This is a genomic window from Protofrankia sp. Cr2, from assembly GCF_963555885.1.
GTDB lineage: Bacteria > Actinomycetota > Actinomycetes > Frankiales > Frankiaceae > Protofrankia.
Genome location: NZ_CAUVXG010000013.1, coordinates 82,012 through 94,742, shown reverse-complemented (window position 1 = coordinate 94,742; position 12,731 = coordinate 82,012). Strand labels below are relative to the sequence as shown.

Genomic DNA, 12,731 nt, shown 5'->3' with positions numbered 1-12,731 from the left:
GGGATGGACCACGACGTCCCAGGGCATGCAACCATGATAACGACCACGTTATTACCGTTGCGCCGGGACATCAACCCCTGCCGGCACGGTCAGTGTCGTGAGGCCGCCCTACGCGCCCGCCCGGCCGCGTGGGCGGACGCGTCGTCACCCGGCCGCTGGGTGTCCCCGCGCCGGCGCGTGGTTACGGCGGCGATCCGGTCGGGTAAGGATCTCGACACTGTCGACGGCCTGATCGATTGTCGACGGCCTGATCGATCGCGCCGGGGAGATGCCCGAGTGGGCCGTCGGGTCGGTGCCCGAGTCGGGTGCGGACGCGAGCGACATCTTCTCCTCCCCGACCGTCCAAATGATCGTCCTCGACGGCGGCTCCCGGTAGGAGCCCTGGCCGGGTCAACCTCGGCGCTGCCCGGGTCCCTTGCCGAGGTGGGCGTCGAACTGGCCGCGCAGGAGGGCCTCGGGAGTCTCGGTCGTCACGAGATCGAGGGTGCCGCGGCTGGAGAGCACCGCCAGGCCGTGGACGCCGGTCCACGTGGCAGGCGTGGTTCTGGCTCTTGCGGCGGCGGTCACGCACGCGGCATGGAACACCGTCGGCAAACGGGTCTCGGAGGAGGGCCTGCCGGCCCAGTGGGCGTTCACCCTAGCCGCGGCCCTGCTGGTGCTGGCCGCCTGCATGGTCACCCTGGCCGCCGGCGGGTCCTTCCGGCTGACGACCGGCCTGTTGGTCCTCGCGCCGGTCAGTACGGTGCTGCACACCTCATACGGCCTGCTCCTCCAGCGGGCCTACCGATCGTTCGACGTCAGCCAGATCTATCCGTTGTCGCGCGGCCTCGCGCCCGTCCCGGTCATGTTGGGAACCGGGTCGCCGGCTCGAATCGCGTCGGCCCAGGACAGCGTGTTGGAGGCGAACGAGCTGGGGCGCAGCGTGGACCAGGTCAGCCCGCTGGCGGCCAGCGCCTGTTCGCCGGCACGGTGCCTGGGTGAGGGCAGATCGTCGGCGTGATCGGCCTTCCCGCCGATGGCGGACAGCTTGACAACCTTCCGGACGCCCTGCGCGCGAGCCGTCTGGATCAGGGCCAGGTCGTGCTCGGCGACCGAGCCTGTGGTGCCCGGAGCGGTCAGCAGGAAGACGCTGTCCACGCCGGCGACCGCGCTATGGAGCGATTCAGCGCGTTCGAAGTCGGCCTGCACGACATCGATCAGAGCGCCATCAGGAAAACGAAGACGGGCCGGTTCTCGCGTCATCGCCCGAATCCGAGCGCCCCGGACGGCCAGGAGACGCAGAACCTCGCCCCCGATGGTGCCAGTCGCACCAGTAATCAAGATCATGGGACCATCGTGGCGGCGACGGGCCGCGGTCTCCAGGAGATTCCGGCGCACCGGTGCGGAGTCGGCCCGCAGGAAGCCCCGCCGCAGACGACTAACCTGGAGCTGTGGTCATGGTGGACAGGCAGCTGGCATTGTCCGAGGCTGCCCGCCCGTGGATCGAACGGGTGAGCGTCGAGACCTACGCCAGCGACGTCGACGCATACCCATTTATCTACGCTCCCGACCCGGCAACCACTCTTGGCCCTCGTGTGGCGGCGGACAGAGGACGGTTACGGCGCCCTGCGAGTCGTCGGGCCCCGCACCCGGGCCGCCTACCAATCGACCTCAGCGCCGGGTGACGCTGCTCTACTCCTGCTGCCGAGCATCGCCACCCACCGACACACAAACCGGGCTTCGACAGGCTGCGGTCAACTGGACAGGTGCAGCGCACCGTGCGGTGCAGTGACGGCTGTGGTTGTTGGTCGCGGCGTCCTATCCTGTCCGGATGCGGGAATCCACGGCGAGTCACGAACGTCCAGCACGCAACTTCGAGTTGATCTGCGAAATTGAACCACCGACCCGGCCGGACCTGAGCCACGCCCGCCATCAGATCGGCGTCCTGAGCCCCGTCACCGACGCGTTCCTGATCCCAGACAACCACATCGGACGGGCGACCGTGTCGAGCATCGCCGTCGCCCACGAGGTGCAGACGATGGGGGGACGCAGCATCGCCTGCGTGAACTCCCGCGACCGTAACCTGCTCGGCTTCCGCCGAGACCTGCTCACCGCAGCGGCCTACGGCGTCGAGGAGTTCCTGTTCGTCCACGGAGACAAACCCACCGCCGGGAACCGGACCAGCGACCTGACCGTGCGCGCGATGATCGACGAGGCCCGCGCGGCCAGCGAGGATCCGGTCTTCGCCGACATGCCAGCGTTCCGGGTCGGAGCCGCCGCCGGTGTGCGGCCACTGCCCACATGGAAACGAGCGGCTGACTTCCTGTTCGTACAGGTCAGCTACTCGGTGGACGCTCTACTGCGCTGGCGCGACGCCCACCCGGTCGAACTGCCGGTCTACGCCGGCGTGATGGTCCTCGCGAGCGCCGGGATGGCCCGCCGCCTCGCCGCAACGATCCCCGACATCGACATCCCAGACGACCTTGTCCAAGCGGTCGAACGAGACCGGACCGCTGGGGTCGAAGCGGCCTGCGACCAGGTGCTACGGCTGCGCGACAGCGGCGCCTTCGCCGGTGTGCACCTCGTCCCGGTCAGCCGCTACCGCCAGATCGCCGCCCGACTCGAAGATCTTCTTTGACCCCCGGACCTCCGGGGAGATCATCCTTGGCGTTCACTCCACCGAGATGCGAGCTCCACGCCGGCCGGTGCGGGGCTCGCTTACATCCTCCCCGCCACGTGAGGATCGACGGACGCGTCGACAGCCTCGGCCTCCGGTGGTTGAGGCGATGCATGGCGGTCAGCGCATGGTGCCATGCTTGCGACGAGGTCGACGCAGAGCGGCCGGGGCATGGCATCGGAGCGACCGACGAACGGCATCGAAGATCAACGATGGCCGTTGGCAACTTCGCAAAGCGTGGGGTTACCGTGGGGTTTGCGATCTCGAAACGGGTCCGCTAACCACAGAAGTGGCCGTCTACCAGGGGTTTTGTGGGGCGGGTGGGACTACTCCAACCCCTGACCGTCACACTGCCAGATCCCCCACCGGGGTGAGGTCAAAGCTCCACAACAACCGCTGACCTGCACAGACGCCGTCCAGCGCTTGCCATCGCCGGGCGGCGTCTGCCGGCCCCGTGACTACTCGTTCGGCTACTCGTTCGGCTGGCTATCCGGTTCGGGCTGCCCACAGCGCGCAGATGGGCAGTGCCCAGATCCGGTCGTCGAGATCGAAGGGGATCGGGCCGGTGTGGAATACGACTCCCGCGCAGAAGTCCGGGCCGAGCTGATCGCGCAGCCAGATGAGGTGGCGGGCGTCCCGAGCGGTCGGCGCCGAGGAAGCCCTGATCTCGATTCCGATCACTTCGCCTCCTCCGAGGTCTATGACGACGTCGACCTCTTGGCCGTCCCGAGAGCGGATATGGTGCAACCTGGCACGGGGGTGGAGTAGGGACACTTCCGGCCGTAGCTGCGCGACGACGAAGGTGTCAATCAACCTGCCGAGCAGATCGCCGTCCCGCAGGACGGTCCGCTCATCCACCCGGGCGGCGGCGAGCGCGAGCGCGGGATCGGTCAGGTACCGCTTCGCCCGCTTGGTCAGCCTGTTCAGGCGGTTCGTCGCCCAGGCCGGGGCGAATTCGATCAGGTAGAGGGCCGCTAAGATCCGGTCGTACGCGTCCGCGGTCCGCTGGTTGATTCCGGCCGCCTGGTAGATCGTGCTCTCGGCGGGGAGGCCGGCCGTCGAGAGCCCGAGAACCTCGAGGTAGCGGCGAAGTCGGACGGGGTCCCGTTGCTCCCCCGCGGCCAGGACGTCTCGATGGACGACGTGATCGATGTAGGCGTCCAGCCACGCGAGTCGCCCCGGTGCGCTCAGGTTCAAGGCAGCCTCGGGGAAGCCGCTCCTCAACGCCATGTCGACGTAGTCATCCAGGCTCGGGGACTGGCCAGAAATCCTCAGTTGCGAGATGTCCACGTTGAGAAGCAGATCTAGCAGGCTCGGTTGATCGACGGAGTGAGCGATCTCCCGTTCGGTAAGACCGTGCAGGACCAACCGGACGACCCGACCCGTCCCGGGCCACTGGCGGGTCGTGAAGTCGGCTTCGACGCTGCCGGTGAGGAGAAACCGGCCGGGACGAGGATCGTCGTCGACTGCGCGCTTGACCGCGCCCAGGATCTCCGGTACCTCCTGCCACTCATCGAGGAGAACTGGTTCCTGCGCGCGGCGCAGTGCCGCGTCCGGGTTCGCGGCAACCGCCGCGGCGACCGCGGGGTCATCCAACCGGAGGATGTCGTTGGCGATCCGCCGGGCGGAGGTCGTCTTTCCCGCGGCACGCGGGCCGGTGACCATGACGGCGGGCAGGCCTGCGAGCAGACTCGCCAAGCGCCCGTCAGCGATCCGCGGAACATACCTTGACGTGGCCATACGGCAACAGTACATAATTTGCGAGCCAAACAGTACAAGATTTGCGAGCCCAATAGTACAAGTCTTGCTAAGCCATCAATACAAGGTTTGCGGGAGTGAGTACACGTTCTGCGCTCGGTGACGAACAGATCAGCGACAGCCCGACGAGAGCGGGACCGTCATGATCGGGGGGGAACGGCCCTCACATATATCGCGAGAGTGCACCCTCACCGAAGGCCCACGCCGCAAGGAAGATCACCGGTAGGTGCTTGACCCGCGGGACCAGCCACCAGCCCTCACCGGGTAGTTGCCCCGGCAGCGGCCCTGCTGCCCACTCCCCGCCGAAAAAGATAAACCCCGGCTGATCGAGATCAACCGGGGTTCGAACATGACGACTCTTGTGGACCTGACGTACCAGAATACGAACCGCTATCCGATTGTACCGGGTCCGACGATTGCCCTCGGCGACGCGGGAAGCAGGCCATCTACCTGCGAAGACGCCGCCCCGACCGGATAACACCGCGCCAAACCGTCGGAACCATCGCTGGATCCGCCTTCTCTGACGTCGCCTAATTAACCAGCCCCAGCGAGCTCCGTAAGCCCGCCCGGCCATATCGCCTCCGCGCAGGCCGTCCGACCGTGCCCCGAGCATCGGGTCAGAGGACGCGAGTGCCGCCCAGTGAGTTCGCTCCTCGATGAGGGTGGAAAGGTCGATGTATCCCGTCTTGTAGGTGACGGAGCGTGCGGCGAACAGCAGCACGGTCAAGGCGGCGTAGGAACGTTCGCGTTCCGGTCCGGCCGGAGCGCTGTGGATGGCAGCGGTGGTCTCCGTGAGCAGGGCCGGAAGGTTGGTAGCGAGTTGGACGTGGCTGCCGGATCGACGGAGGTCCGCGGCGTGGTCGGCGTCGCGGACCAGCTCTGCCGGCGGCCGTGGCGTGATGCCCTCGGGAGGCAGGTCCCAGTACGTGAGCGCACGTCGGAGCGCGGGGATGTGCTGGTGAAGCGGATCGAGATGCCGGCCGCCGAGATCGTAGGGCTGGCCGGTCAGGGCCGTCACATCGATGGTCAGCGTCCATGCGACCGCTGCGATGAGGGCTGGCGTGGCGTCGCGGCTGCCCTGCTCGACCTTACGGAGCAGCGAAAGGCTCACGTGGGCGTGTTCGGCCAGCTGGCGTTGACTGAAACTGCGAGCCTTGCGTGCGTTGGCTATGCGTTCGCCTACACCGAGGGTACGGTCGTCATCAATCGTGGGGGCCCCTGAGTAAGCTCGGTCGGCTGTGGACGTTTTGGACGGACGCACGGCGTATGTCTTCTCTCACTCTACGTCGTGCCCCTCTCGCGATTCGCGAAAGCGGCAGTCGCCGCCTCGATGTCTTCGTCGGGCTCGATGTCGAGCAGGCCACGCGCGAGGGCAACGGAGGAGTTGACCCGATAGCTGCACGCATCCGCCTCGCCGGCCGCAGTGATTTCTGCGCCCAGCATCGTGGAGGAGGTGTGCGCGGCCTGCGCGAAGGTCAGGTTCGTTGAGGCGATGTTGAAAACGCCGGGGGTCTGCGAGTTGGCGGCCCGCCAGAGGGCGCGAGCTGCCTGATCCCGGTGGACCCAGCCTCGCCAGTGGTCGGGATCGGGCACGGTGATGACATGCTCGGTGGCCGCTTGGGTGACCCACTTCTCGATCCGGTCGGCCCGGACACGACGGTCGTCGATTCCGTAGAGCGCACCAAGCCGTAGCACAGCCGATGTCCACGTGGTGCGTCTAAGCATGGCCTCGCAGCTGGCTTTGAGTCGCGCGTGGCCGGTACGGAGGTCCAACGGGGTGTTTTCGTCGCAGAGGAGGTCGCCTCGGGCGCCGTAGACGGTGCAGGTCGAAACGAGTACGAGGTGGCCGTCGGGTCGGGTGACCAGTAGTTCGGTGAGCCGAGCATGCTCGTCGTGCTTGGCGCCATCCAGCAGCCAGACAACGACTGGGGCATGGATGCGCTTAAGATCATCGAGGAAGTCCGGCCAGCTCGTGGATGGAACGCCATGCCGTGTCGCTCCGTCTCGGCTGACCGCGGTCACCGCATCGGGTCCGCCGGCGGCGTGGACCACTCGCGAGCCCACGTAACCGTGCCCACCGACGACGTACACCAAGGTCACCAGCTCTCCTGTCGCTCTCCTGTCGCTCTCTTGCCGCTTTCCTGGGCTGTGGTCGGGGCAGGGATCCGCCCGATCACCGTCACACAGGCCGCGTGTGAGCGCCCTGGCGTCATCTCTGGTCTGACCGGCGCCGACCCGGGTGCCGCGCGTCGCCGTGCCAGGCGGTCACGATGACGTTGAGCCCGAACTCGTCGCCGCGCCTACTACCTTCCACCTTCGCCATGATGATCAATGCTGGGTCCGATTAACGATCTTAGCTGGCAGCTCACCTGCAACCGCCAAGTCGAGACCTTGGTCACCAACATACCCGGTACGCGATCGCGTCGGGCGCCAGACAGCAGCAGATTGGTGACACAACGTGTGTCATTTCGCGGGAGGGTGGGGCTCCACTCTTGTAACCGCAAGTCTGGTCGACAAGGAGTGTCCGGGATCCCGCTCAGGACTATCGAGTGGCTTGGAGCCCTGCGTCGGCCGCGCGGAGCCGTCTCCTCGCTGGGGCACTGCCGGAATGGCGGTGGCCATACCCTCAAGCGCCCCCGGTCGAGGGCCAGGCGGCACCACGGCACCACTGGAGTCCTTCGGGAGCCCGTCTCTTACACGAACGGGCAGACAGGGAGTGTGATGACCATGGACGCCTTCACGTCCGACGTGACTGCCGCCGAGATCGGCGAGCTGGACCTCGACGTCACGATCGTCGAGCAGGGCGACGCGGCGAACGCGCTGCTGTGCACCACGGACAACGGCTGCTCGACGAACAAGAACAAGGACTGCTGACACCGCCGCGAGTCCGGGTGTTGTTCGGGGGTGCGCCGTCCGGCAACACCCGGAGCGTATGTCTGCCGTTTTATTGACAGCTGCTGACCAGGCGGAGGCGATGTCGTGGACTCTCGGGGCGGCCCGCTGGTCTATGCGCCCCTCGACGCGGCGCTTTTCCGTGCTTCCGCGATGTCGGACGAGTCGGCGAAGGCCATAGCCGCGGGTTCCTGGCCGGGCGCGAACTGCGACGACGTGGACCGCTGGTGCACATGGCTGGCCGAAGTCTGGGCGTGGCCGGCCGTCGCAGGCGCCATCGAGACCGCGAGCCCGGCGCTGGCGGCAGGCGTGGAGGATGCGTGCCAGGGACCCCGCCCGTCCGCGCGGCGGGTTCGCCGGCTGGGGTTGGCAGTGGCGCGTTATCTGGTGCGGATGAGCCGACGGGCAACGCCATTCGGGTTGTTCGCCGGTGTGGCCCCGGTGCACCTCGGCGTCGACCCCGCACTGCGCTGGGCCGGCGATGATCGTCCCTACCCGCGGGCGGACTCGGTGTGGCTGGCTGCGGTCGTCACCCGGCTGGAGTCCATGAGCGCTGTCCGCGCGGCGCTGACCGTGGTCACCAACGACCTGGCCGTGGTGCGCGGCGAGCGACTTGTGGTGCCGTGGCGCCCGCATGCACACCCGCCGACGGACGCCTTTCTTCCCGCCGAGGTATCGGTCCGCCACAGCCGAGCCGTTCGAGTTGCCGTGGCGTCCGCAGCGACCCCCGTTCGATTTGTCGATCTTGTAGATTTGGTGTCGGCCAAGCTCGGTCTTCCTTGGCTCCGCGTCGAGGACATGCTTGCGCAGCTGCTGATGTGCGGAGCGCTCGTGAGTAGCCTGCGGCCACCTGCGACGTGCACAGACGGCGTTGCCCACCTTCTCGATGCGCTGAAGGGCATCGAGGAAACGTGCGTGCCGACCGCCACCAACCGGCCTGGCGACAGCTCCAGCGATCCCTCGGCGGGCCTCGTTGGCGATCTCCGGATGATCCAGGCGGAGCTAAGGGCAGCACGAGATACGGACGGCTCGTTCGCGCGGCCACGTCTGGCCGCCCTTCGTGAGCGGATGCGGGCGGTGTGCGCGGTGGTCGAGCAGCCGCTCGCGGTCGACCTGCGGCTGAGCTGCGCGGTAGGGCTGCCGGAACACGTGGCGGTGGAGGCCGCCGCGGCGGCCGGAGCACTCCTGCGGCTGACTCCAAACCCCGCTGGCAACCCGTCGTGGCGGGCCTACCACCACAGGTTCCTTGACAAGTTCGGCGAGTCGACGCTGGTCCGAGTCGCTCAGCTGGTTGACCCGGTGGTGGGGCTGGGCTATCCGGCGCATTTTGGCCTCGTCGTGGAGTCGGCGTCTGCCGGCGGCGTGTCGCTCCGGGACGAGTGGCTGCTGCAGTTCGCCCAGCACGCGGCGCTCAATGGCCAGCAGGAAGTCGTTCTGGACGATGCCACTCTCGACGCTGTGTCCGCACCGACGGCTGGGTCCTGGTCGGAGCCGCATGTGGAGATATGCGCCGAGGTGCTGGCATCGTCGGCGGCGGCCCTGTCCAAGGGCGCGTTCGCCCTGTTGGTCACGGGTGTCAGCCGCACCGGAGCGGCGATGAGCGGCCGATTCCTTGACCTGCTCCCCGATGCCGACCGGCTCAGGATGGTCAGTGTCTTCCGGCGGTTACCGCCGATGGTGGAGGGCGCGGTGGTGGCGCAGCTGTCGTTCCCGCCGGCGCACGCCCGGCTGGAGAACGTCACCCGCACCCCCCACGTCCTGGCGGACTGGGTCTCACTCGCGGAACACCGCGAGGGCCGGCGCGGCGGGCTGCTGTGGACGGATCTGGCGGTCACGGCGGATGACGAACGGCTCTACTTGGTTTCCCTGTCCCGTCGCGCCGTCGTCGAGCCGTTGTTGACGAATGCCGCCGCCCGGCAGACTTTCCCGCCGCTCGCGCGGCTGCTGCACGAGCTGCCGCGCGCTGGCGCCGGGGCCGTTGCCCCGTTCTCGTGGGGCGCGGCGGGCTGTCTCCCGTTCCTGCCGAGGGTTCGTCATGGCCGCGCGGTCCTGGCACCGGCCCGATGGCGAATCGACCCATCCGATCTTCCAGGTCCGCAGGCGGGAGACCAGGAGTGGGCCGACGCGCTCGCGTGGTTGCGGGACCGGTCAGGACTGCCCCGTTGGGTGAGCACCGGCCGGGCGGATGTACGGCTACGGCTGGACCTGGACGAGCTGATGGATCGCGATCTGCTGCGTGCCGAACTCGACCGTGCCGGCGACGCCGTGACCCTGTCCGAGGCGCCAGGCCCAGCCGACTATGGCTGGACCGACGGCCGAGCTCACGAGATCGTCGTCCCGGTGGCGACGACCGCCGCCCCGCGCCCCGCGCCGGCCGTCGTGACGACGCCCGGTCCGACACCGGTGGCCGACGCAGGATCCGGGATCCTGCCGGGGTCGACGGTGCTCTTCGCGAAGCTGTACTGCCATCCGGACGTCGTCGACACGATCCTCACCGGCCATCTGCCCGCGCTGCTCGACGCCTGGGACGTGCCTCCGCGATGGTGGTTCGTCCGTTACCGCGACCCCGCCCCACACCTACGCCTCCGGCTCCACCTCGTACCGGACGCCCACGGTGCCACCGACAGCTACGGACGAGCAGCAGTCCGGGTCGGCGCGTGGGCGGAGCAGTTGCGGGCCCAGCACCTCATCGGCGATCTCGTGCTCGACACCTACCACCCCGAGACGGCCCGCTACGGCGATGGCGAGGCACTCGCCGCGGCCGAGAACCTGTTCGCCGCCGACTCGGCCGTCGCCATCACCCAGCTGGCTGCCCAGGCCGCGAACCGGGCACTGCACCCTGCGGGGCTGACGGCGGTGAGCATGATCGATCTGACGTGTGCGTTGATCGGCGGCAGGCAGGCAGGGGTGCGGTGGCTGCTGGAAAACCTGCGAGCGTCTGGAGCAGCGGTCAATCGGCCGGTCCTGCGTCAGGCCATCGCGCTGTCCCGTACGCGCGATGGTCGGCCCTCTCCCGACGCCGCTATCCCGCAGCTCCCGGCACCGGTATGGGCCGCTTGGCACGCGCGGCGCCGGGCGGCCGAGCGGTACGCGGTCCAGCTCGCCGCATCTCCGGGCCGGCCCGCAAGCGGCGAGGTGCTGGGGTCGCTGCTGCATCTGCACCACGTCCGCGCCTACGGCATCGACTCGTCAGCGGAGCGCACCTGCCACCGGCTTGCCCGCGCGGTCGCGCTCGCCTGGCACAACACCGACCAGCAGACCCATCTGGACCCGGCCGGAGCGGAAGGCCCATGACCGTGGTCATCGACAGGCAAGCCCGCGCGGCCACCATCGCGACGCGGCTGGCCGACGCGCTGGCGCCGCCACCGCCCGAGCCAGGCGGCGACCGGAGCCCGAGCAGCCCACGCTGGCAGGGCCAGTCGCTGGCCCAGGGCGCGGCCGGCATCGCGGTTCTCCATAGCGCCCGCGCCCGCGCCCACGTTGGCGGTTGGTCCACGGTCGCAGCCTGGCTGACGGCCGCCGCCAGGGAAGACCTTTCCGCTGGGCCGGGTGCCGGCCTGTGGTTCGGTGCCCCCGCGCTTGCGTTCGCGCTGACAGCGGCAGCCCCACCCGGCCGCTACCTCGGCGCGGTCCAGCAACTGCACGCCGCCGTCGAAAGGCTGGTCGAGAGGCGGCTCGCGGCGGCCCACGCACGGATCGAGGCGCGACGGCGACCGGAACGCGCCGAGTTCGACCTGGTCCGAGGTCTGACCGGCCTCGGTGCCTACCTGGCGACCCGCCACCCCGACAGCGAGCAGCTCCGCCAGATCCTGACCTACCTTGTCCGGCTCACCGAACCACTGCCGGCCACCGACGCGGCCGGGCTGGCCGCGCCAGGCTGGTGGACCATCGACGTTCCCGCCACAGCGCCACCCGGGCCGTTCGCCGGCGGTCACGCGGACCTGGGCATGGCCCACGGCATCGCCGGCCCGCTCGCGCTGCTGGCGCTCACACACCGCCGCGGGATCGTCGTCACCGGCCACGCCGGTGCCCTCGAGCGGATCTGTCACTGGCTGGACACCTGGCGCCAGGACGGCACGGCCGGGCCCTGGTGGCCCGAACGGATCACTGCCGGTGAACTGCTGGCCGGCCATCCTGCGCAGACGGGCCCAGGCCGGGCATCCTGGTGTTACGGCACTCCCGGTCTGGCCCGCGCCCAGCAGCTAGCCGCGGTCGCGCTGGCCGACACCGCCCGGCAACAACGCGCCGAGGCAGCTCTCGCCGCCTGCCTCACGGATCCCGCCCAGCTCGCCCGCTTCGTCGACCCGGCGCTCTGCCACGGCTGGGCGGGCCTGGTCGCCACCGTTCGCTGCGCCGCCACGGATGCCTGCTTCTACCCGCTCGGTAGCCACCTACCCGCCCTGGTCGACCAGCTCCTCGACAACCTCGACACGGCGCAGGGCACCGGCTGGCAGCTACCCGGCCTCATCGAGGGCACGGCCGGGATCGCCGCGGTCCTGCATGCCGTCGCGACCGGCACCGCCGCCGCCTGGGAACCCGCCCTCCTGCTCGACCTCCCCCCGACTCGGCCAGCACAGGACCCGGGAGCCCAGAGGTGAGCACTCCTGACACCGAGTCCGCCTGGTGCGGGGTGACTGTGTGGTGCCAGGACTGGCGGGCCGCCGAACACTTGGGGGTCACCCAGCTGGCGCCACTGCTCACCGCAGCTGAACAGACAGACGGGATCAGCCTGTGGTGGTTCACCAGAAAGTCCGCCTTCTGGCGGATCCGCTGGCGCCCTGGCCCAGGCCAGGGCGGACAGACCCCGACGGCGCTCGGCGAACGAACTCTTCGCGGCCTGCTCGCCGGCAACGCGATCCACCGCTGGGCGCCCGCCGTCTACGAGCCCGAGACCCACGCCTTCGGTGGCCCCGCCGGCATGGACGTCGCGCACCTTCTCTTCCACACCGACAGCCGCAACATCCTCGCCCACCTCGGCCAGGCACGCCCCGACCACCGCCACGAGGTGGGACTCGTGCTGGCTACGGCGCTGCTGAACGCCGCCGGCCAGGATTACTACGAGCAGGGCGACATCTGGACCCGCGTCGCCGACCACCGCCGCACCCAGCAGGTCCGCGCACGGCAGCCCGCTGTTGCACCCGCTACCCGGGCCGCCGTGCACCGACTCCTCACCGCCCGCACAGTCCGGCCCCTCGAAGCACTGCCGGCGTGGCCAGCGGCGTTCCGGCACGCCGGGCGGTCACTCGCGAGCCTCGCCGACCAGGGCCGGCTCACCCGCGGCATCCGCGCGGTCCTAGCACATCACGTCCTGTTTGCCTGGAACCGCCTCGGCATCCCCGCATCCCACCAGGCCCAGCTAGCCCACACCGCTGCCCACATCGTCTTCGACGACAGCGGCCCAACCCCGACCCCCGACGAACGGTGA

General features: G+C 69.2%; 10 protein-coding genes. 5 read left to right on the top strand and 5 right to left on the bottom strand.

Annotated elements, in window-relative coordinates; all coding sequences use genetic code 11:
* Nucleotides 1-390: 390 nt before the first annotated feature.
* Together U9978_RS09070 and U9978_RS09065 are read right to left on the bottom strand one after the other, a co-directional pair.
* Complete coding sequence (locus U9978_RS09070) at nt 391-753, bottom strand: hypothetical protein (protein ID WP_322760626.1); 363 nt, start codon at nt 751-753, stop codon at nt 391-393.
* Nucleotides 754-807: 54 nt separating this feature from the next.
* Entirely contained in the window at nt 808-1,326 is a 519-nt protein-coding gene (locus U9978_RS09065; protein ID WP_322760625.1) for an SDR family oxidoreductase, read from the bottom strand.
* 484 nt (nt 1,327-1,810) lie between these two features.
* Here U9978_RS09065 and U9978_RS09060 point away from each other — a divergent pair, with 484 nt between their 5' ends.
* Entirely contained in the window at nt 1,811-2,617 is an 807-nt protein-coding gene (locus U9978_RS09060) for a methylenetetrahydrofolate reductase (protein ID WP_322760624.1), read from the top strand.
* 525 nt (nt 2,618-3,142) lie between these two features.
* Here U9978_RS09060 and U9978_RS09055 read toward each other — a convergent pair.
* The 3 genes from U9978_RS09055 to U9978_RS09045 form a co-directional block, all read right to left on the bottom strand.
* A complete protein-coding gene (locus tag U9978_RS09055; protein ID WP_322760623.1) occupies nt 3,143-4,396 on the bottom strand; it encodes an ATP-binding protein in 1,254 nt (417 codons plus the stop codon).
* A gap of 181 nt (nt 4,397-4,577) precedes the next feature.
* A complete protein-coding gene (locus U9978_RS09050) occupies nt 4,578-5,675 on the bottom strand; it encodes a helix-turn-helix transcriptional regulator (RefSeq protein WP_322760622.1) in 1,098 nt (365 codons plus the stop codon).
* A gap of 20 nt (nt 5,676-5,695) precedes the next feature.
* Complete coding sequence (locus U9978_RS09045; protein ID WP_322760621.1) at nt 5,696-6,514, bottom strand: NAD-dependent epimerase/dehydratase family protein; 819 nt, start codon at nt 6,512-6,514, stop codon at nt 5,696-5,698.
* A gap of 621 nt (nt 6,515-7,135) precedes the next feature.
* Between U9978_RS09045 and U9978_RS09040 the strand changes: the two genes are divergently transcribed.
* The 4 genes from U9978_RS09040 to U9978_RS09025 all read left to right on the top strand — a co-directional run bounded on the left by U9978_RS09040 (nt 7,136) and on the right by U9978_RS09025 (nt 12,731).
* A complete protein-coding gene (locus U9978_RS09040; protein WP_322760620.1) occupies nt 7,136-7,288 on the top strand; it encodes a hypothetical protein in 153 nt (50 codons plus the stop codon).
* A 105-nt stretch (nt 7,289-7,393) separates the two neighbouring features.
* A complete protein-coding gene (locus U9978_RS09035) occupies nt 7,394-10,600 on the top strand; it encodes a lantibiotic dehydratase (protein WP_322760619.1) in 3,207 nt (1,068 codons plus the stop codon).
* Nucleotides 10,597-11,904 carry a lanthionine synthetase C family protein gene (locus tag U9978_RS09030; protein WP_322760618.1) on the top strand — a complete coding sequence of 436 codons (1,308 nt, stop codon included), beginning with the start codon at nt 10,597-10,599 and terminating at the stop codon, nt 11,902-11,904. The genes U9978_RS09035 and U9978_RS09030 overlap by 4 nt, the downstream gene beginning before the upstream one ends.
* Nucleotides 11,901-12,731 carry a thiopeptide-type bacteriocin biosynthesis protein gene (locus U9978_RS09025; RefSeq protein ID WP_322760617.1) on the top strand — a complete coding sequence of 277 codons (831 nt, stop codon included), beginning with the start codon at nt 11,901-11,903 and terminating at the stop codon, nt 12,729-12,731. The genes U9978_RS09030 and U9978_RS09025 overlap by 4 nt, the downstream gene beginning before the upstream one ends.